Here is an 18,640-nt window from a genome sequence, read left to right as displayed (position 1 = left end):
TCTAGGGTTTTCCCCAGCTAGGGAAGCTCCCGAATAGTCGGGCCTTTTCCACGGTGCTGCAATCGCTCCATGCGCGGTCGTATGGCCGCAACGCGATTCCTTCCCACCGTGTACGAGGTTCGCCATGTCCGCCGTCAGCGCAGCAACCGCTTCCTCCTCTCCCGCCCAGGCCGGCGGCGCCCCCGAGGTCTACTACGTGCGCAGCGGCGACTCGCTGTCGGGCATCGCGCAACGCTTCGGCGTTTCGCTGGCGGCGCTGGAGGCGGCCAACCCGCAGGTCTCCAATCCCAACCTGATCTTCCCCGGCGAGCGCCTGACCATCCCCGGCGGCCATGGCGGCGACGGCCCCGGCGCGCCCGCGCCCGGCAAGGGCGGGCCGGCGTCCGGCTTCAGCATCAGCCAGAACGGCGTGCACATGCTGGAAGGCTTCGAGGGCCTGCGGCTGGATGCCTACCAGGATTCCGTCGGGGTCTGGACCATCGGCTACGGCCATACCCATGGCGTCCGGCCCGGGCAGCACATCAGCCAGGCGCAGGCCGAGGCCTACCTGAAGGACGACCTGGGCTGGGCGCAGGACGCGGTGCGCCGCAATGTGCACGTGCCGATCACCCAGAACCAGTTCGACGCGCTGGTCAGCCTGACCTACAACCTGGGCGCGAACGGCTACCCGGGCCTGCTCGCCGACCTCAACCGCGGCGACTACGCGGCCGCGCAGAACGATTTCCACGACTACGTGCACGCCGGCGGCCGGGTATTGCAGGGCCTGGTGAACCGGCGCAACCAGGAGGCCGCACTGTTCGGCAGCTCGGCGCCCGGCGGCGTGCCCGCGCCGGCGCCGGCGCCCGCACCTACCCCCGCGCCGGGCAACCATGGCGGCAGCTATACCGTGCAGCCGGGCGATACCCTCTCCGGCATCGCGCAGCGCCAGGGTGTGTCGCTGGCCGCGCTGCGCGCCGCCAATCCGCAGATCAGCAATGCCAACCTGATCTATCCGGGCCAGGTCATCCACCTGCCCGGCGGCAGCGGCGGCACGTCCCCGGCCAGCCACGACTACACCGTGCGCCCGGGCGATTCGCTGTCCGCCATCGCCGACCGCAACGGCGTCTCGCTGGCGGCGCTGCGCGCAGCCAACCCGCAGGTGAAGAACCCGAACCTGATCTTCCCCGGCCAGGTCATCCACATCCCCGGCAAGGGCGCCGCCGCTCCCGCCCCGGCCAAGCCGAGCACGCACAGCTACACGGTGAAATCGGGCGACACCCTGTCGGGCATCGCCGCCAAGAACCACGTCTCGCTGGCGGCGCTGCGCGCGGCCAACCCGCAGGTCAAGAACGCCAACCTGATCTATCCGGGACAGGTCATCCACGTCCCCGGCGCCGGGGCGGCACCCGCACCGGCCCCCGCCCCGGCGCCGAAGCCGGGCACGCACGACTACACCGTGCGCTCCGGCGATACGCTGTCCGGCATCGCCGCCCGCTACGGCGTGTCGCTGGCCGCGCTCGAACGCGCCAACCCGCAGATCGCCAACTTCAACCGCATCGGCATCGGCCAGGTGATCCACATTCCCGGCACCGGCGGCAGCGGCCCGGTCGACGGCGGCGGGCCGGTCAAGGGCACCGATGCCGCGGCAATGGCGAAGAAGTACCTGGGCCGCTACGAGTCGGACCTGCAGAACGCCGGCGTCACCCTGCGCTGCGACACCAGCGAGAGCTGCGCCAACTTCGTCACCGCGATGCTCAAGCAGTCCGGCAAGCTGCCTTCGGGCTTCTCCTTCGCGCAGCGGGTGAACGTGCACGCCATGAGCACGGGGCTGCAGAACCACGGCTGGCACAAGGTGAGCCTGGCCAGCGCGAAGCCGGGCGACGTGTGGGTGTGCGACGGCGCGCACGGCGAGTCGCACACCGAGATCGTCGCCAGCAACGACGGCCACGGCCACATCACCCTGATCGGCTCCAACAACCATCCGGTACGCAGCAACCAGCAGATCAACTACGACACCTACTCGGCCGGCATCGGCGGCTCTTACATCCTGGCGCCGCCCTGAGCGGAAGGTCCGGCAGCCCGGCCGGAGGCAGGCACTGGCCTGCCCTGGCCGGAGCGCATCGAACGTCGGTGGCGGCGGTGCTTCACGAGGGCCGGCCGCCGCCATGACGTAGCCCGGCAAGACCGGCCATCTTTAGGCCGGCCCGCGCTCGACGGCGCGACTACTCCCCGTCCAGGCCCGGGAACAGCGCCACCGGCGCGGCGTAGCGCGTGTTCCAGTCCGCCCACGCCATGTCGGTGGGACCGACGCTGTAGGCCAGCACCTGCCATGCGCCCTGGCGCTGCCTGAGCAGGGCCGCGTAGCGGTCGGACTTGTGCCCGCGCGCGGCGGCCTCCTGGTAGCGCGTGCCGCGGTAGTCGACCGGCTGGCCGCCGGCGCCCAGCATCGACGCGTGCAGGAAGGCCCAGCCGTCCAGCACCTGCAGCCGCTTCACCACGAAGCGCACCGGCCGGCCCAGCTCGCGCGCCACCGGCACCCGCGCGGCATCGAGGATCGCCGCGCGTTCCGGCGAACCCGGCGGCGGCACGTGGGCGGCATCCCCGGCGGGCGTCGCGGTCATGGCGGAAAGACCCAGCAAGGCGGCAAACAGGGAACGGCGCATGGCATCGGATCGCAGGCGGAAGGCGGCTGCCCGGCGCCACGCAGTATGCGCGGCCGGCCGCCGCCGTCTCAGCTAGGGCGTTCCCTTGGTGCCATCGGCCGGTTGCGCGGCGCGCAGGAAGCGCCGCACCGCCTCGGCATCGAACGGCCAGTCCAGCTCGCGGCCGTCGCGGCCGTCGCGCAGCACCGGCACGCGGACGCCGTAGCGCGCTTCCAGCTCGGTGCTGTCGTCCACCCATACGCTGTCGAAATCCGGCGCGCGCGCCTCGGCCAGCACGGCGAGCGCCCGGTCGCACAGGTGGCAATAGTCGCGTTGGTAGAGGACGAGCTGGGCCATGCGCGGGCGGACGGACTGCCAAACGGGAAGGGCGCGCGTAGAATAACCCGTTCACTTCATACAGCAGCGCAACTCATGGCCGTCAGCGTATTCGACCTGTTCAAGATCGGCATCGGTCCCTCCTCCTCGCACACGGTGGGACCGATGCGCGCCGCCGCGCGCTTCTGCGAGCACTGGCTGGAGGAGAAAGGCGTACTCGACCGCGTCGTGCGCGTGCGCGCCGAGCTGTACGGCTCGCTGGCGATGACCGGCCGCGGCCACGGCACCGACAAGGCGGTGCTGCTGGGGCTGGAAGGCCAGCACCCGGACACCGTCGATCCGGACCTGATCCCCGCCGCGCTCGAACGCATCCGCGCCAGCCAGCGCCTGCGCCTGCTCGGCAGGCACGAGGTCGCATTCGAGGAAAAGCGCGACCTGGTGTTCAACAAGCGCCAGAAGCTGCCCTTCCACACCAACGGCATGCGCTTCTCCGCCTACGACGCCGACGGCAACGAGCTGGCCACGCGCGACTACTACTCGGTCGGCGGCGGCTTTGTGGTGAACACCGACGAGGCGGCGGAAGACCGCATCGTCGCCGACACCACCGAGCAGCCCTACCCGTTCACCACCGGCGACCAGTTGCTGGCGCTGTGCGAAAAGCACCACCTCAGCATCGCCCAGTTGATGATGGCGAACGAAAGCGTGTGGCGCCCGGAGGCCGAGACCCGCGCCGGCCTGCTCACGATCTGGAAGGCCATGCAGGACTGCGTCGCCCGCGGCCTGCGCTCGCCGGGCACCCTGCCGGGCGGACTGCACGTGGCGCGCCGCGCCCCGGCGATGGCCGAGGACCTGCGTAACCAGCCCGAAGCCGCGCTGAAGGATCCGCTCACCATCCTCGACTGGGTCAACCTCTACGCACTGGCGGTGAACGAGGAGAACGCCGCCGGCGGCCGCGTGGTCACCGCGCCCACCAACGGCGCGGCCGGCATCGTGCCCGCGGTGGGCCACTACTACCTGCGCTTCTGCCCGAAAGCGGACGAAAACGGCATCGTCGATTACCTGCTCACCGCCGCCGCCATCGGCATCCTCTACAAGGAGAACGCCTCGATCTCCGGCGCCGAGGTGGGCTGCCAGGGCGAGGTGGGCGTGGCCTGCTCGATGGCCGCCGGCGGCCTCACCGCCGCGCTGGGCGGCAGTATCTGGCAGGTGGAGAACGCCGCCGAGATCGGCATGGAGCACAACCTCGGCCTCACCTGCGACCCGATCGGCGGCCTGGTGCAGATCCCCTGCATCGAGCGCAACGCGATGGGTTCGGTGAAGGCGATCAACGCCAGCCGCATGGCGCTCAAGAGCGACGGCAAGCACCGCGTCTCGCTGGACAAGGTGATCGCCACCATGCGCGACACCGGCCGCGACATGAAGGACAAGTACAAGGAAACCTCGCGCGGTGGCCTCGCGGTCAACGTGATCGAGTGCTGAGCGGCGCACGCCGCATGCGGCCCCGCGCAAGCCTCAGCCGCCAAGCCCACGCCCGGCCACCCGTCCGCCCGCGCCTTCCTGCGGCATGCGCGTACACGGCGCGCGGCGCGGGAGACCCTGCGCCCGACCTTTCCACGCGATAGCGTCCGTGGACGAGGCGGGCCTCCATGGCGCGCCGGGGCGGGGACGATCATGCGGACGACGGACAAAAAGGCACGGCATGCCGGATGCCGATGGCATGGTGGCGAGGCTGGCGCGACGGCGGCTCTCTTTTTCCGGGCTATCCGCCCCGAAGCAACGCAGACGGCCGAAGCGATGCGAACCGACGCGACATGGGAAAGCCCGTACGTCCCGGCCGGCCCCATAGAGCTTCCTCACGATCTCCAGGCATCTCTCCCTGAAACGTCATCCCAGCGAACCCCGAAAAGGGGGCAAGAGCTGGGATCCAGCGCCTTTGAGCCTTGGAGCATCAAGTCACTGGATGACCAGCCCTTCGGCTGTTGAAAAACGCTTCCTGCTTGACCAGCCCTTCGGCTGTTGAAAAGCGCCTCGCAGGAATGACGACAGAGCAGTTGGACCGGCCAATAGATCGAACAGCCTCTTATGGGCATGCCCCGCATGCGCATACGGCAGGCGCCTGCCCGCCGCGCCTACCGCCGCTTGCGCTGCATGCCGTCCGCCAGCGCCGCGATCAGGCCGCGCACCAGTTCGCGCTGCGCCTCCGGGAGGCCCAGGAATTCCTCGAAGGCCAGCCGGTCGCGGCCGTTCACCCGCGTCGGCCAGGCATCGTGGTCGTCCCGCACGCCTTCGGTCCGGCCGCCGTACTGCAACTGGTACGGCTCCAGCCCGACCACGACCGCCAGCGCGCGCATCGCCGCCGGCTTGGGCATGTAGCGCCCATGCAACCAGCCGGAGATAGCCTGCGCGGTCACGGCCACGCCGCGGCGGGCGAGCAGTTTCTCCAGCACGACCGGCCGGGGCTCGATGCCCGCGTTCTTCAGTGCGGCGTGCAGGCGCGCGGCGAACGCGTCGTGTTCTTTCTTCATGCGATGGACGGTAGGTCCATCGCCCGTCGCCTCAGGCAAGCATAGCTTTCTTTTTATTCAAAGTTTTGCTTTCATTGAAAGTACGATTTGCGATGGATCGCATCGATGCGCGAACCCCGCCTCCTCCATTCCCCTTTCCCCGCCGACGACGACAAGCTCGACGTCCTCCTGCGCGCGGATTACGCCCGCTACGACTTCGCCGTTCCCCTGCTGCCGCCCGAACCGCTCCGGGTGGCCCCCTGTCCGTTGGATGCCGGCCCACCGGGATTGCGCCCCGCCGACCCGCAAGCCATGCGCGACTACGAGGCACGGCTGCGCTGCCTGGCCCGGCGCGTCGCCGGCGCACTGCCCGTACCGGACCATCCGGCCTGGCGTTCCCCGCCTCAGACACCCGTCGGCCGGCCGGCGCTGGTGCAGGCGCTGGACCGGCACATCCGCGGCCTGTCGCAGGCCGGCATGCCCCTGGATACCGACCAGGCCTTGCGCATGCTCGCCCAGCCGCGCATGGCCGGATGCATCGCGCGCTCCTTCCTCGAAGCGCGGCTGCGCCGCACGGCGGCTCCCGCCCGGCTGCGCCGGCTGTCGGAGATACGCACGCTGCGCATGCGGCTCGACGCCTCGGTGGCGGTGGACAAGTGCATCTACCCGCGCCTGCCCGTCGCGCTGCGCGACCCGGCGCGCGAACGCGCCTTCCTCGACTGGGCCCAGGCCGATCCCGGCGTGGATGCGTTCTGCCGGATCGGCGGCCGGCACGGCCTGCTGCGCCTGCGCTACCAGGACGACGAAGGCGGCCCGGCGGCATGGCGGCCCGACTTCCTGGTGCGCCTGGCGACGGTGCCGGCGGTCTACCTGGTCGAACTGCACGGCCCGCGCCCCGGCGCGGCCCGCCTGCATGCCGCAATGGGTTGGTGCGAACGGATCAATGCGCTGCCCTCGATACTGCGCGACATGCGCTCCTGGTTCTACGCGCCGCTGGGCGGCGTACCGCTCGACCACGGCCGGCGGCGCGGCGCCCGGCTGGGCGAGCTGCTGGCTTTCGCGCGATTGCGTGCTGGTTACGTGGCGCGGTGATGCGACGCGCGGCCGGTTGATGCCGGGCCATGCGATGAAAGACGGAAAAGGGTGCCGGGGTAACGGCGCTATNCACGGCGTCACGGCGTCACGGCGTCACGGCGTCACGGCGTCACGGCGTCACGGCGTCACGGCGAAAAGCATTTCATGCTGCGTGCCTCGGCATGCATAGAGCTTGTTCACGATTCCAAGCATCCCCATGAAACGTCATCCCAGCGAACCCCGAAAAGGGGGCAAGAGCTGGGATCCAGCGCCTTTGAGCGTTGGAGCATAAAGTCACTGGATGATCAGCCCTTCGGCTGTTGAAAAACGCTTCCTGCTTGACCAGCCCTTCGGCTGTCGAGAAGCGCCTCGGAGGAATGACGAAGAGGCGGTTGGAACGGCGGATGGATCGTGAACAGGCTCCAAAGCCGCATCGCAACACCGAATCGCGGGGACACGGGATGCACGTACGAGTTCATGTGGCGCCGCGACGCCGCCCATGGCTGCGAAGCCGCCCGTGCCCTCGCCACAACCAGGCACGGAAAGCATCGGAGCCGAAGCTAGCGAGTACTCGACAAGGCCTGCCTGGTCGCCTCGCCGTCGGCGCGCCCGAGTGCTTCGGCCTGCTCCACCAGCCAGGCATTCGCCTGCTCGCGGCCGTCCTCGCGCAGACGGCGGTCGTATTCCGGGCCGATGCGCGCCATCGTCTCTTCCAGGTCGCGGGTGCGCTCGTCGTAGTGCCGGGCCAGCGCCATCTCGTCGGACTGGTCGATCAGCGCTTCCCTGCGCCACAGGCCGAGCATGTCGAGCCAGCCGCGGCGGCCGGCGCCGCGTTCGCCGTCCATGGTTCAGATCGCCAGCGAGGTCTTGAAGGCGCTCTGGTAGGCGTCTTCGAACAGGTCGCGCGCCTCGCCGTTGGGCAGGAACTTGGAGGCCAGATCGCTCACCTTGTCCAGGAAGAAGTCGGTGACCTTGTCGAACAGGTCGCCGAGCAGGTTGCCGGCGAACTTGCCGAGGATCCCGCCGAGCGGGCCGCCCAGGGCCAGGCCGAGCGACGAGCCGAGCGTGTTGCCGAGGAAATGGCTGACGCCACTGAGGAAGGACATGATGATCTCCCATTCACCGAAGGGCGGATGCCTGAAGGCCGGGCCTGCGCCCCTCCGCGCATGGCCCGTACCCCGGAGTGTCCCTGCGGTGGCGGCGCCTGTCAGCTCGGGTTGCCCCTAGGTTTCGGCCTGGGGCTTTCCCTAGGTCGGGCCGCTGGGCGCTCTCGAAAAGGCCGGCCTGCCGGCGCCTGCCCGGTGGGAGACCAGCTCCGTCCCAGGCGCCTGTCCAAGCCTTCACCCGCCTGCCCGCGGGCGGGGGACGGACACGGCCAACGTGGCGGATGAACCCGCTTCGACGAGCGGAAAGCGAGCATCCGTCCACGGCTGGCAGACGACGCCCCGCGCAGGCGGACAGGTGAGCCGCGAAGCACAAGCGGATACCAGAGCCTATTCACGATCTCCGGGTGCCCCCTATGAAACGTCATCCCAGCGAAAGCTGGGATCCAGTGTCGTTGAATTTTCGAGGGACAGTCACTGGATTCCTGCTTTCGCAGGAATGACGAGGAGGAGGCACTAAAAATGACGAGGAGCCGCTTGAACCGCGGATGGATCGCCAACAGGCCCCAAAGAAAGCGATGGACAGGCTCCGCCCATCGCCGCGCACGTCCGCGCCACGGCATCATCGCAGCATGGCCGTGGCTGACGCGCCGCAGCATGCCCGATGCCCGCCACCCATGACCTTCGCGGGCTGACAGCCCCGACAAGGGTCTGTCATCATCGGCCCCTTGTGTCGCCGGGGGAGGTGGCACCTCGATCCACTGCTTCCGGAGTCCGCATGTCCTCATCGAGTCCGATCCGACGCGAAGTCGGCCCCTTTGCCCTGATGCTGACCGGCCTGGGTTCGATCATCGGTTCCGGCTGGCTGTTCGGCGCATGGCGTGCGGCCGGCCTGGCCGGTCCCGGCGCGGTCTGGGCATGGGTGCTCGGCGCGGCGATCATCATGACGATCGCGCTGACCTATGCCGAGCTCGGGGCGATGTTCCCCGAATCCGGGGGCATGGTGCGCTACAGCCACTATTCGCACGGTTCGCTGGTCGGCTTCATCGGCGCCTGGGCGAACTGGATCGCGATCGTCTCGGTGATCCCGGTGGAGGCCGAGGCCTCGGTGCAGTACATGGCCTCGTGGCCGTGGCAATGGGCGCAGGACATGTACGTGCACATGCCCGACGGCCACGGCGAGCTGACCCCGCCGGGCCTGGCGATCGCCGCGATGCTGGTGGTCGTGTACTTCCTGCTGAACTTCTGGAGCGTGAAGCTGTTCGCCCGCTCCAACACCGCGATCACCGTGTTCAAGCTGATCGTGCCGGCCGCCACCGGCCTGGCGCTGATCGCCAGCGGCTTCCACAGCGGCAACTTCCACGTCGGCATCCACGGCGACGCGCACGCGATCGATTTCGCGGCGGTGCTCACCGCGGTGGCCACCGCGGGCATCGTGTTCAGCTTCAACGGCTTCCAGAGCCCGGTGAACCTCGCCGGCGAGGCGCACAACCCGGGCAAGAGCATCCCGTTCGCGGTGATCGGCTCGATCGTGCTCGCCACCATCGTCTACGTGATCCTGCAGGTGGCCTACCTGGGCGCGGTGCCGCCGGACCTGCTGGCCAAGGCCGGCTGGCACGGCATCGACTTCCGTTCGCCGTTCGCCGAGCTGGCGATCATCGTCAACCTGCACTGGCTGGCGATGCTGCTGTACATCGACGCCTTCATCAGCCCCAGCGGCACCGGCATCACCTACACCGCCACCACCTCGCGCATGCTCTACGGCATGGAGCGCAACGGCACGCTGCCGAAGGTGCTCGGCCGGCTGCATCCGAAGTGGGGCATCCCGCGCCCGGCGATGTGGGTGAACCTCGCGGTGTCGTTCCTGTTCCTGTTCTTCTTCCGTGGCTGGGGCACGCTGGCGGCGGTGATCTCGGTGGCCACGATCATCTCCTACCTCACCGGCCCGGTCAGCGCGATGACCCTGCGCCGCACCGCGCCCGACCTGCACCGCCCGCTGCGCATCGCCGGCCTGCCGGTGCTCGCCGGCGTCGCCTTCATCATGGCGACCGAGCTGCTGTACTGGGCCAAGTGGCCGCTGACCGGCGAGATCATCCTGCTGATGGTGGTAGCGCTGCCGGTGTACCTGTACTACCAGGCCAAGTCCGGCTGGCACGACTTCGGCCGCCAGATGAAGGGCGCCTGGTGGCTGGTGTTCTACCTGCCGACGCTGGCGCTGGTGTCGTGGGCCGGCAGCACCACCTTCGGCGGCAAGGGCTACCTGTCGTACGGGGTGGACCTGGCGGTGGTGGCGGCGATCGGCCTGGTGTTCTACCTGTGGGGCGTGAAGTCCGGCTGGCGCACGCCGTCGGTGGAGGCCGCGCAGCTCGAGGCGCAGATCGATCCGGTATCGCCGCTGGTGCCGCCGGACGAGAAAACCGCCGAGCGCATCACCGGGCGCTGAGCCGCGGTCGACGGCGGGACTGGAAAACGCGCGGCGCGAGCCGCGCGTTTTTCGTTTCCGCGGCAGCCTGTCGAAAATCCGCGCACCCGTTCGTCGTTGTTGCATGAGCCCGCCACGGGCATCCATGCCCAGGAGAACGAGGATGCATGCATCGACCATCGCAGCGTGGAACGCGCCCGGCGCGCACGGCCGGCACTCCTGCCGCGCCGGCGCCATCGGCGGACACGCGCCCTCGCCAGCCGACGCCGGGGTCGTGCATGCGATCCGCCGCGTCATCCATGCGCAGTCCGAAGCCATCCGCCGCAAGGATGCCGACGCGGTGATGGCGTGCAACGCACCGCACATGCGCACCTTCGGCATCGTCGCGCCATTGCCGCGGTGCGACCCCGCCACGGTCCGGGAGCGGCTCGAACACTGGTTCGCCGCCTTCTCGGGCCCGCTCGGCTGCGAGGCCGGCGAACCAGACATCTCGGCTGCCGGCGATACCGCCTGCGCCCGGTTCCTGCAACGCTTCAGCGGCACCAATGCCAGCGGCATGCCGGTCGACCTGCGGGTGCGCGTGACGATGGGCCTGCAGCGCATCGGCGACCGCTGGCTGGTCGCCCACGAGCACCTGTCCGATCCGCTCGACCCGCCCCCCGCGCCGGCTTGCCGCCCGGCCTGAGCCTCGCTCCACCTGTCAGCATCCAGCCCACCGAACCCGACGAGGAAAACCCATGCCCGCCACGCTCCGTTCCCTGTCCCGCCGCCTCGGCGCGATCGCGCTGCTGTCGCTCGCCGCCGGCGCCGCCGCGGCCGCCACGGCGACCTACGACATCGACCCCGACCACACCTACCCCAGCTTCGAGGCGGACCACTTCGGCGGCCTGTCGGTATGGCGCGGCAAGTTCAACCACACCACCGGCAAGGTAACGCTGGACAAGGCCGCCGGTACCGGCACGGTCGACGTCACCGTGGACATGCGCAGCGGCGACTTCGGCCAGGACGCGCTGAACAAGGGCGCCCAGGGCACCGAGCTGTTCGAGTCGGACAAGTACCCGACCGCGCACTACGTCGGCAAGCTCGCCGCATTCGCCGACGGCGCGCCGGGCGAGGTCGTGGGCAAGCTGACCCTGCACGGCGTGACCCGCCCGCTGACGCTCAAGATCGACAGCTTCAAGTGCATGCCGCACCCGATGCTCAAGCGCGAGGTCTGCGGCGCCGACGCGCTGGCCACCTTCAGGCGCGACGACTTCGGCATGGCCGCCGGCAAGGACTACGGCTTCCGGATGGACGTGACGCTGCGCATCCAGGTGGAAGCGATCCAGCAGGCAGGCCCCACGGCGCGCTGACCGGGAGAGGTGGCGGCCGGAACATTTTATATAAGGTATTTTCGGCCGTCCTTGGGGAAAAAGCATATTTTAATAGTTATTCAGGCCCGCAGGAGCTAGAATTCACCTGTTTTACTGGGTAGCGGAGCCCGCGTGGAAACCCTCATCGTGCAACTCCACCTGGACGGCCGTTGGCACGACGCCGTGGAACTGGGCTTCCTGCGCCCGGCTGATGGCCATGCCAGCCCCTGCACGCTGGGCTACCTGGGCGACTACGTCGTGGCGCACCTGGACCGGCTCGACACCGTCACGGCGGCGGCAGCCAGCGCCACGCTGCCGCTGAACTGGACCATCCGCACCGAACCTCAGTGGCCGGCGTTCCTGTTCGACATCGAGCCCAGCGGTGCGGCGCGGCGTTTCCTGCTGCAGCGCCTGGCCCTTCCGGCACAGGCCGGCGACGGCGCCACCGATCTGCGGCTGCTGGCGCAGTGCACGCCGGCGCCGGTCGGCCACCTGCGCATCAAGTCCGCGTTCGAGGCACTGGCCGGTGCGCCGGTCGGCTTCCCGGCGGCCGAAGTGGTGGCCCGCGACGCGCGCTTCCTGGAGTACGCCTACGAACAGGGCGCGGCGATCGGCGGCGCCACCGGCGCTGGCGGCGAGGCGCCCAAGCTGCTGCTCACCGAAGACGCAGGCGGCCTGCTGCACCCCGATGCCACGCTGGACGACGTACAGGCGCGCCGGCACTGGTTCGTGAAGTTCCCGCGCGGCAACGGCGGGCCGACCGACCAGGCGATCCTGCGCGCGGAATACTGCTACTACCGCGCCCTCGAGAAGCTGGGCATCGCTGCGGTCGGCGGCGACGCGATGCGGCTGGAGGAAGCGGCCCGCCCCAGCCTGTGGCTGCCGCGCTTCGACCGCGTCATCGTAGACGGCAACGTGCGGCGCACCGCGGTAGAGTCGGTCTACTCGCTGGCCGGCGTGACCCGCCCCGGCAGCTACATGACCCATCCGCAGGCAGTCGCCGCGCTGGCCTCGGCCTGGACCGCCGCCGGCCAAGCCGGCGAGGTGCCGGCGCTGCTGCGCGACTACCTGCGCCGCGACCTGCTCAACCTGCTGCTGGGCAACAGCGACAACCACGGTCGCAATACCGCCGTGCTGCGCCATGCCGACCGGCTGGAGCTGGCGCCGATCTACGACCTCGCGCCGATGGTGATGGACGAGGAAGGCATCATACGCACCACTAAGTGGGGAGAACCGGCCGAGCGTGCCGGCGAGGTGAACTGGCACGCCGCCTGCGAGGCGCTGCGGCCGTGGGGCGACCCGCAGCGCCTGTTCGAAGACCTGCGCGCGGATGCCGAAGCATTGCGCGCCCTGCCCGACCTGCTGCGCGACCTCGACCTGCCGCAAGCGGTGTTCGAGCACCCGCGCATCACGCTGGGCAACCTCGACGCGCGCCTACGCCGCTGGGAGCTGCTGGCATGAGCGCCTCCCTCGCCGAACGCCAGGCTCTGCTGGCCCAGTTGCAGGCCGAACTGCTGGACGGCCGCACCAGCATCGGCGCAGCCGTGCGCCGACTGCGCACCGAGCTGACCGGCCTGCGCCAGGACCAGTTCGCCCGCATGTGCCGGATCTCGCTCAACACGCTGCAGCAACTGGAATACGACCAGGGCAACCCGACCGTGCGCACGCTCAACGCGGTATTCGCACCGTTCGGCATGCGCGTGGGCATCGTGCCGCGCGTGCCTGCGGATGGACATGGCAAGACGGACTGAGGCTGGGCAGGCCGTCAAGGAACTGGCGTACCGGGCGAGTTCGGCGTGCCTTAGCTCGCTGTCGGACAGGCAACCAAGAAGCCATGGTTGCGCCGTTCGAACGCGCCTTGAAATTCTCTGCCGGGCAGATCGCCCGTCTGATCGCTCGTCCCTTGGAGCTTGTTCAAAGTCTCCCAGGCATCCCCTACGAAGCGTCATCCCAGCGAAGGCTGGGATCCAGAGCTTCTAGGTTTTGGAGAAGGGGAAAGTCGCTGGATGACTCGCTGCGCTCGTCCCTTCGGGGCCAGCCTTCGGCTGTTCAACGCTCGCAAGGCTCGCTTTTGTCCTGCTTGACCGGCCCTACGGCCATTATAAGGCCGTAGGGCCGGTCAAGCAGGAGGCGTTTTTCAACAGTCGAAGGGCGTCATCCAGCGCCTTTCAACATTACCGAACGACCAGTCTCCCGACTGCGAGAAGCGCCTCCCGCTTGTACACGAATGACCACGCGATCATCCGCGACTACCTGGCTGCCATCCGCCGTCATGCCAGCGCCAGCACGTCGCCCAGCAGGGCCTGCGCGGTCACTTCCGGCCCGGCGCCCGGGCCCTGGATCACCAGCGGCTGGGTGTTGTAGCGGGTGGTGGTGAGCGCGAACTGGTTGTCGGTGCCGTACAGGCGGGCCGCGGGATGGGTGGCCGGCACTTCGACCAGGCCGACCCGGGCGCGGCCGCGCTGGTTGAGGCGGGCGAGGAAGCGCAGCACGCTGCCGCGCGCCTTGGCCTCGGCGTGGCGGGTAGCCAGCGGCTCGTCCAGTTCCTCCAGGCGGGCGAGGAAGCCGTCGGCGTCCAGTTCGCGCAGCGCCTCCGGCACCAGGCTCTCGACCTCCACCTCGTCGCTGCCGAGCGCGAAGCCGGCGTTGCGGGCGATGATCAGCAGCTTGCGCGCCACGTCCTCGCCGGACAGGTCCGAGCGCGGGTCCGGCTCGGTATAGCCGAGCGAGCGCGCCTCGCGCAGCAGGACCGAGAACGGGCGGCTGCCGTCGTACTGGTTGAACAGGTAGGACAGCGAGCCGGAGAACACCCCTTCGAGGGTGAGCAGGCTGTCGCCGCAGCCGCGCAGGCGGCGCAGCGTGGACAGCACCGGCAGGCCGGCGCCGACGGTGGCCGCGTCGCCATAGCTGGCGCCGCTCGCGGCAGCCGCCTGCAGCGCGCGCCAGCCGGGCAGCTCGCCGCCGGCCAGCGCCTTGTTGGCGGTGACCACGTGGTAGCCGCGCGCCAGCCACTCGGCATGGCGCGAGGCCAGCGATGCGCTGGCGGTGGCGTCGACGATCACCTTCGCCGCGGCCCCGCTGGCATCCAGCGCGGCCAGCAGCGCGGCGTTGTCGCGCACGCTACCCTGGCTCTTGAGCTGCTCGCGCAGGCCGCGCTGGGCCAGCAGCACGGGATCGACCTGCTGCCGGCGCGAATTAGCCGCGCCGACCAGCCGCACCGACGCCGCCGCCGGCGTGTTGAGCAGCTTGAGCAGGGCACCGCCGACCACGCCGGTGCCCAGCAGCACGAGCGCAATGGTCGGCGCCTGCACGCTCCCGGCCTGCGGAGCGACCGCGGCCGTCGCCGCGCCTTCGGCCAGCACCGCGCTCATGCGCTCACCCGGCGTTTCGAGCCCACCGCCTGCGCGCGCGCCAGCGCGGCATCCAGGTCGCGCAGCAGGTCGTCGCCGTCCTCGATGCCCACCGACAGCCGCAGCAGGCCGTCGGCGATGCCGGCGGCGCGGCGCGCCTCCGGCGCCATCGCGGCATGCGTCATCGAGGCAGGATGCGCGATCAGGCTTTCCACGCCGCCCAGCGATTCGGCCAGCGAGAAGTACGCCAGCCCGTCGACGAAGGCCTCGATCTGCGCCACGTCGCCTTCCAGCTCGAAGCTGAGCATGGCGCCGAAGCCCTGCTGCTGGCGCGCGGCCAGCGCATGGCCCGGATGCGCCGCGAGGCCCGGGTAGTACACCTTGCGCACCGCCGCGTGCGCGTCCAGCCGCTCGGCGATGCGCGTCGCGTTCTCCTGGTGCTGGCGCAGCCGCACCGACAGGGTGCGCAGGCCGCGCAGGGTGAGGAAGCTGTCGAACGGCGCGCCGGTGAGGCCGTTGCAGTTGGCCCACCACTTGAGCTGGTCGGCTACCGCCGGCTCGCGCGCCACCACCGCGCCGCCGACCACGTCGCTGTGCCCGTTGACGTACTTGGTGGTGGAATGCACCACCACGTCGGCGCCCAGCGCCAGCGGCTGCTGCAGGGCCGGCGACAGGAAGGTGTTGTCCACCACCACCAGCGCCCCGACCGCGTGCGCGGCCTGCGCCACGTGGCGGATGTCGGTGATCCGCAACAGCGGGTTGGACGGCGTCTCCACCCACACCAGCGCCGGCTTGTTCGCCAGGCCGGCGGCCAGCGCCACGCTGTCGGTGAGGTCGGCGAACTCGAGCCTGAAGCGCCCCTTCTTCGCCCACGCGTCGAGCAGGCGCCAGGTGCCGCCGTAGCAGTCGTGCGCGGCCAGCACGGTGGCGCCGGCCGGCACCAGCTCCAGCGCCAGCGCGACCGCGGCCATGCCGCTGGCGGTGACGACCGCGCCCGCGCCCTGCTCCAGTTCCGCCAGCGCGCCGCCGAGCAGGTCGCGCGTGGGGTTGCCGCTGCGCGAATAGTCGTAGGGACGCTTGCCGCCCAACCCGGTGAAGCTGTAGTTGGTCGACAGGTGCAGCGGCGGCACGACGGCACCGTGCTGGGTGTCCGATTCGATGCCGGCGCGCACCGCGCGGGTACAGGGGGCGGGGGTATCGCTCATGGGGTTTCTCCGGACTTCGTCTTGTTGTGTGGCAATGCGGATGGGGCGGGGTGAGGCGGGAACGGCTTCGGCCGCGGCGCTGCCCGGGCCGGCCTAGGCCAGCGCCTCGCGCAGCAGCGGCGCCAGTTGGGCCGGTTCCTTGAGGAAGGCATCGTGGCCGTACGGCGAATCGACCACCTCCAGCGTGGCCGCGCCATGCAGGCGGCGCTGCAGTTCGCACAGGTCGGTCAGCGGCACCAGCCGGTCGGACGGGAAGCCGATCAGGGTGGCCGGGGCCGGCACCTGTTCCGGCGTCACGTCGTGCAGATCGATCGACTCGGACAGGGCGAGGAAGCGGTCGGCGTCGAAGCGCGCGACGAAGCGGCGCCCCTGGTGCTCCAGGTAGTCCTCCACCGGGAAATGGAAGCGGCCGTCGCGGAACTCCGGCGCCGCGCCGAAGCGGCGCGAAAACTCCTCGCTGCCGCGGTACGTGGTCATCGCCAGTTGGCGCGCCAGCGCCAGCGCCTCGTCGGCCTGGCCGGTGGCCTGGCCCAGCCGCACGATGTTGCGCTGGATGCTGCGCTGCGCGGTGCTGAGCGGGTGCGGCCGGTGCGCGCCGGCCAGCAGCACCAGCCGGTCCACCGCGCGCGGATGCCGCGCGGCGAATGCCAGCGCCACCATTGCGCCATAGGATGAACCGACGAAGGCGTGCACCTGCACGATGCCCAGCGCGCGCAGCAGGGCGGCCAGCGCATCGGCCTGGTCCTCGCTGGAGACCGCCCCGGCGCCCAGCTCGGCCGGGGTCAGCCAGTCGATCGACAGCACGCGGTAGCGGTCCAGGTCGATCGCGCCGCCGGCGGCGACCAGGGCCTGCCACCAGCCGGGCGCCTGCTCGCCGTCCAGCGCGACCACGTCGCGGCTGGCCGAGATGCCGCCCTGCACGATCAGCGTGGGCGCATCGGCGGCGCCGCACCAGAGGTAGCGCACGTCGACCTGACGCGGGCCTTGGCCGTACTTCGGGGTGACCGCGAGCCGACGCGTGCTGCGCTGCGAGGTGAGGTCCGTCCGCGCGCGCGCCGGCGAGCCGGTGGCGGCGAAGGAAGGCAGGGGCAGCGGCTGACAGGTCATGCGGTTCTCCGGTCGGCATCGCCTGGGGATGCGCCGGAGGGGAGTCATGCACTCGCCGGCAGCGAAGCCGCGGCAGGGATGACGCCCATCTCTCGGCGGCGCCGTGGCGCCTCCGCAGGAATTGGCACCGTGACGGGAACGCTTCCCGCAGGTTGCCCCGGCATCAAAGGGCCTATCCCTCCGCCGGTCTCGATGAGTTCGACGAACTCTAGTGGCGAGTAAATCGCATGTCAATAGACGTCTATACGTCTACACATCCATAGCGCAGCAAGACCGGCGCCTGCCGGCCGCCGATGCCCTGCCAGGACCGGCAGCCTGCCCCGGGCCGCAAGGAACGCCCCGCAGGCGCTATGCTTTGCGTACCCCACCACCCCGCCTGCCATGACACTCCCTCCCGACACCACCGCCGCGGCCCTGCAGGCCCGGCTCCAGCGCGACGGCTTCGCCTTCGTCGCCGGCCAGGCCATGCGCGACCTGCTGGAGACCCGGCGCCGCCTGGACGACTGGGCCGGCTTCGTCGCCAGCTGGAACGACCTGGCCCCGGACGCCTACCTCGCCGCGCGCGGCCGGCAGCGCCGCCGGCGCCATGCGACCTACTCCGCCACGGCCGCCAGCGGGGTGCACCGCGAGCCGCACCAGCCGCACTACCAGAGCCTCAAGTACAACCCGCTGCAGGGCGACATCGAGCGCTGGTTCGAGCCGGTCCTGCCGGCCATCGGCGACGGCGCCAGCCTGCGCGGCATCCTCGACTTCTGCCACCGCTTCTTCGGCGCGCTGGCGCCGGCCACGCCGCGCTGGCACGTCGAGGTGCACCAGTTCCGCATCGAGGCCCGCCGCGGCGAGCCCGGCGAGCCGACCCCGGAAGGCGTGCACCGCGACGGCGTCGATTACGTGCTGGTGCTGCTGGTCGACCGCGAGAACATCGAGAGCGGCACCACCACCATCCATGCCGACGACGGCGCCCTGCTCGGCAGCTTCACCCTCACCCACCCGCTCGACGCCGCCCTGGTCGACGACGCGCGCGTCTGCCACGGGGTCACCGCGGTCACCCCGCTGGATCCGTCGCGGCCGGCGCACCGCGACGTGCTGGTGGTGACGTTCAGGGCTGCGCCGGCGGCCTGAACCGGCTGCGCCGCCGCCCGTTTACGCGGGCCCGGCACGCTGCAACACTTGCCGGGCCATCCATCCGCGGAAACCGTCCATGGCCGTCGCCGCCAACGCCGTCATCGTGCTGGTCGCCCTGCTCCACGCATGGTTCCTCGTGCTGGAGATGTTCCTGTGGGACCGTCCCGCCGGGCGCCGCGCCTTCGGCACCAGCGCCGAATTCGCCGCGCAGTCGAAGACGCTCGCCGCCAACCAGGGGCTCTACAACGGCTTCCTCGCCGCCGGCCTGGCCTGGGGGCTGTGGCTCGGCGCGGACGGCCGCGCGGTCAAGCTGTTCTTCCTCGCCTGCGTGCTGGTGGCCGGCGTCTATGGCGGGCTCACCGCCAGCCGGAAGATCCTGTGGATCCAGGCGCTACCGGCGGCCGCAGGGCTCGCGCTGGTGCTGGCCGCCGGATGAAGCCG

18 protein-coding genes and 1 riboswitch are annotated in these 18,640 nt (G+C 70.4%); of the genes, 10 read left to right on the top strand and 8 right to left on the bottom strand.

Going from position 1 to position 18,640, the window contains the following annotated elements:
* The first annotated feature begins 124 nt into the window (after positions 1-124).
* Entirely contained in the window at positions 125-2,041 is a 1,917-nt protein-coding gene (locus ASG87_RS20565; RefSeq protein WP_056001074.1) for a LysM peptidoglycan-binding domain-containing protein, read from the top strand.
* 160 nt (positions 2,042-2,201) lie between these two features.
* Here the strand turns inward: ASG87_RS20565 and ASG87_RS03800 are convergent, their stop codons facing one another.
* A complete protein-coding gene (locus tag ASG87_RS03800) occupies positions 2,202-2,642 on the bottom strand; it encodes a hypothetical protein (protein ID WP_157510869.1) in 441 nt (146 codons plus the stop codon).
* Between the two features lie 72 nt (positions 2,643-2,714).
* On the bottom strand, positions 2,715-2,978 hold the full coding sequence (locus tag ASG87_RS03795) for a glutaredoxin family protein (RefSeq protein ID WP_056001068.1): 264 nt from the start codon (positions 2,976-2,978) through the stop codon (positions 2,715-2,717).
* A 75-nt stretch (positions 2,979-3,053) separates the two neighbouring features.
* Between ASG87_RS03795 and ASG87_RS03790 the strand changes: the two genes are divergently transcribed.
* Positions 3,054-4,436, top strand: coding sequence for an L-serine ammonia-lyase (locus ASG87_RS03790; protein ID WP_056001065.1), 1,383 nt, complete (start codon positions 3,054-3,056; stop codon positions 4,434-4,436).
* Between the two features lie 650 nt (positions 4,437-5,086).
* On the opposite strand, the gene ASG87_RS03785 is transcribed toward ASG87_RS03790, so the two are convergent.
* Entirely contained in the window at positions 5,087-5,482 is a 396-nt protein-coding gene (locus tag ASG87_RS03785) for a hypothetical protein (protein WP_056001062.1), read from the bottom strand.
* A 105-nt stretch (positions 5,483-5,587) separates the two neighbouring features.
* On the opposite strand from ASG87_RS03785, the gene ASG87_RS03780 reads away from it, so the two are divergent.
* Positions 5,588-6,553, top strand: a complete 966-nt coding sequence (locus ASG87_RS03780; RefSeq protein WP_056001058.1) for a hypothetical protein — start codon at positions 5,588-5,590, stop codon at positions 6,551-6,553.
* Positions 6,554-7,095: 542 nt separating this feature from the next.
* On the opposite strand, the gene ASG87_RS03775 is transcribed toward ASG87_RS03780, so the two are convergent.
* Positions 7,096-7,380 (bottom strand): hypothetical protein, encoded by a 285-nt coding sequence (locus ASG87_RS03775; protein WP_056001055.1) that lies wholly within the window; start codon positions 7,378-7,380, stop codon positions 7,096-7,098.
* A gap of 3 nt (positions 7,381-7,383) precedes the next feature.
* Entirely contained in the window at positions 7,384-7,641 is a 258-nt protein-coding gene (locus ASG87_RS03770) for a hypothetical protein (protein ID WP_056001052.1), read from the bottom strand.
* Positions 7,642-8,416: 775 nt separating this feature from the next.
* Between ASG87_RS03770 and ASG87_RS03765 the strand changes: the two genes are divergently transcribed.
* The 5 genes from ASG87_RS03765 (at position 8,417) to ASG87_RS03745 (ending at position 13,163) form a co-directional block, all read left to right on the top strand.
* Positions 8,417-10,081 carry an APC family permease gene (locus ASG87_RS03765; RefSeq protein ID WP_056001049.1) on the top strand — a complete coding sequence of 555 codons (1,665 nt, stop codon included), beginning with the start codon at positions 8,417-8,419 and terminating at the stop codon, positions 10,079-10,081.
* A 142-nt stretch (positions 10,082-10,223) separates the two neighbouring features.
* Complete coding sequence (locus ASG87_RS03760; protein ID WP_056001046.1) at positions 10,224-10,745, top strand: nuclear transport factor 2 family protein; 522 nt, start codon at positions 10,224-10,226, stop codon at positions 10,743-10,745.
* Positions 10,746-10,797: 52 nt separating this feature from the next.
* Positions 10,798-11,412: a YceI family protein gene (locus tag ASG87_RS03755; protein ID WP_056001043.1), complete on the top strand. Its 615-nt coding sequence runs from the start codon at positions 10,798-10,800 to the stop codon at positions 11,410-11,412.
* A 132-nt stretch (positions 11,413-11,544) separates the two neighbouring features.
* Complete coding sequence (locus ASG87_RS03750; protein WP_056001040.1) at positions 11,545-12,873, top strand: HipA domain-containing protein; 1,329 nt, start codon at positions 11,545-11,547, stop codon at positions 12,871-12,873.
* A complete protein-coding gene (locus ASG87_RS03745; protein WP_056001037.1) occupies positions 12,870-13,163 on the top strand; it encodes a helix-turn-helix transcriptional regulator in 294 nt (97 codons plus the stop codon). Before ASG87_RS03750 ends, ASG87_RS03745 begins: the two co-directional genes overlap by 4 nt.
* A 519-nt stretch (positions 13,164-13,682) precedes the next feature.
* Here ASG87_RS03745 and ASG87_RS03740 read toward each other — a convergent pair.
* The 3 genes from ASG87_RS03740 to ASG87_RS03730 all read right to left on the bottom strand — a co-directional run bounded on the left by ASG87_RS03740 (position 13,683) and on the right by ASG87_RS03730 (position 17,074).
* Positions 13,683-14,783, bottom strand: coding sequence for a homoserine dehydrogenase (locus tag ASG87_RS03740; protein WP_056001034.1), 1,101 nt, complete (start codon positions 14,781-14,783; stop codon positions 13,683-13,685).
* Positions 14,780-15,967: a cystathionine gamma-synthase gene (gene metB, locus ASG87_RS03735; protein WP_056001031.1), complete on the bottom strand. Its 1,188-nt coding sequence runs from the start codon at positions 15,965-15,967 to the stop codon at positions 14,780-14,782. The genes ASG87_RS03740 and metB overlap by 4 nt, the downstream gene beginning before the upstream one ends.
* 93 nt (positions 15,968-16,060) lie before the next feature.
* The gene (locus ASG87_RS03730) at positions 16,061-17,074 is read right to left on the bottom strand and encodes a homoserine O-succinyltransferase (protein ID WP_056001028.1); all 1,014 of its coding nucleotides are present in this window, start codon (positions 17,072-17,074) and stop codon (positions 16,061-16,063) included.
* Positions 17,075-17,156: 82 nt separating this feature from the next.
* Positions 17,157-17,273: riboswitch (SAM riboswitch) on the bottom strand.
* Positions 17,274-17,455: 182 nt separating this feature from the next.
* On the opposite strand from ASG87_RS03730, the gene ASG87_RS03725 reads away from it, so the two are divergent.
* The gene (locus ASG87_RS03725; protein WP_056001025.1) at positions 17,456-18,196 is read left to right on the top strand and encodes a 2OG-Fe dioxygenase family protein; all 741 of its coding nucleotides are present in this window, start codon (positions 17,456-17,458) and stop codon (positions 18,194-18,196) included.
* Positions 18,197-18,275: 79 nt separating this feature from the next.
* The gene (locus ASG87_RS03720) at positions 18,276-18,635 is read left to right on the top strand and encodes a DUF1304 domain-containing protein (protein WP_056001022.1); all 360 of its coding nucleotides are present in this window, start codon (positions 18,276-18,278) and stop codon (positions 18,633-18,635) included.
* Positions 18,636-18,640 lie beyond the last annotated feature (5 nt).

The organism is Frateuria sp. Soil773, assembly GCF_001428405.1.
Classification (GTDB): Bacteria; Pseudomonadota; Gammaproteobacteria; order Xanthomonadales; family Rhodanobacteraceae; genus LMSL01.
The sequence above is the reverse complement of the archived record's forward strand: the minus strand, read 5'-3'. Positions and strand labels throughout refer to the sequence as shown.

Bases quoted from the DNA above. Each gene is read 5' to 3' on its own strand.
- ASG87_RS20565 (WP_056001074.1), top strand. From the start codon at position 125: ATGTCCGCCGTCAGCGCAGCAACCGCTTCCTCCTCTCCCGCCCAGGCC.
- ASG87_RS03800 (WP_157510869.1), bottom strand. From the start codon at position 2,642: ATGCGCCGTTCCCTGTTTGCCGCCTTGCTGGGTCTTTCCGCCATGACC.
- ASG87_RS03795 (WP_056001068.1), bottom strand. From the start codon at position 2,978: ATGGCCCAGCTCGTCCTCTACCAACGCGACTATTGCCACCTGTGCGAC.
- ASG87_RS03790 (WP_056001065.1), top strand. From the start codon at position 3,054: ATGGCCGTCAGCGTATTCGACCTGTTCAAGATCGGCATCGGTCCCTCC.
- ASG87_RS03785 (WP_056001062.1), bottom strand. From the start codon at position 5,482: ATGAAGAAAGAACACGACGCGTTCGCCGCGCGCCTGCACGCCGCACTG.
- ASG87_RS03780 (WP_056001058.1), top strand. From the start codon at position 5,588: ATGCGCGAACCCCGCCTCCTCCATTCCCCTTTCCCCGCCGACGACGAC.
- ASG87_RS03775 (WP_056001055.1), bottom strand. From the start codon at position 7,380: ATGGACGGCGAACGCGGCGCCGGCCGCCGCGGCTGGCTCGACATGCTC.
- ASG87_RS03770 (WP_056001052.1), bottom strand. From the start codon at position 7,641: ATGTCCTTCCTCAGTGGCGTCAGCCATTTCCTCGGCAACACGCTCGGC.
- ASG87_RS03765 (WP_056001049.1), top strand. From the start codon at position 8,417: ATGTCCTCATCGAGTCCGATCCGACGCGAAGTCGGCCCCTTTGCCCTG.
- ASG87_RS03760 (WP_056001046.1), top strand. From the start codon at position 10,224: ATGCATGCATCGACCATCGCAGCGTGGAACGCGCCCGGCGCGCACGGC.
- ASG87_RS03755 (WP_056001043.1), top strand. From the start codon at position 10,798: ATGCCCGCCACGCTCCGTTCCCTGTCCCGCCGCCTCGGCGCGATCGCG.
- ASG87_RS03745 (WP_056001037.1), top strand. From the start codon at position 12,870: ATGAGCGCCTCCCTCGCCGAACGCCAGGCTCTGCTGGCCCAGTTGCAG.
- ASG87_RS03740 (WP_056001034.1), bottom strand. From the start codon at position 14,783: ATGAGCGCGGTGCTGGCCGAAGGCGCGGCGACGGCCGCGGTCGCTCCG.
- metB (WP_056001031.1), bottom strand. From the start codon at position 15,967: ATGAGCGATACCCCCGCCCCCTGTACCCGCGCGGTGCGCGCCGGCATC.
- ASG87_RS03730 (WP_056001028.1), bottom strand. From the start codon at position 17,074: ATGACCTGTCAGCCGCTGCCCCTGCCTTCCTTCGCCGCCACCGGCTCG.
- ASG87_RS03725 (WP_056001025.1), top strand. From the start codon at position 17,456: ATGACACTCCCTCCCGACACCACCGCCGCGGCCCTGCAGGCCCGGCTC.
- ASG87_RS03720 (WP_056001022.1), top strand. From the start codon at position 18,276: ATGGCCGTCGCCGCCAACGCCGTCATCGTGCTGGTCGCCCTGCTCCAC.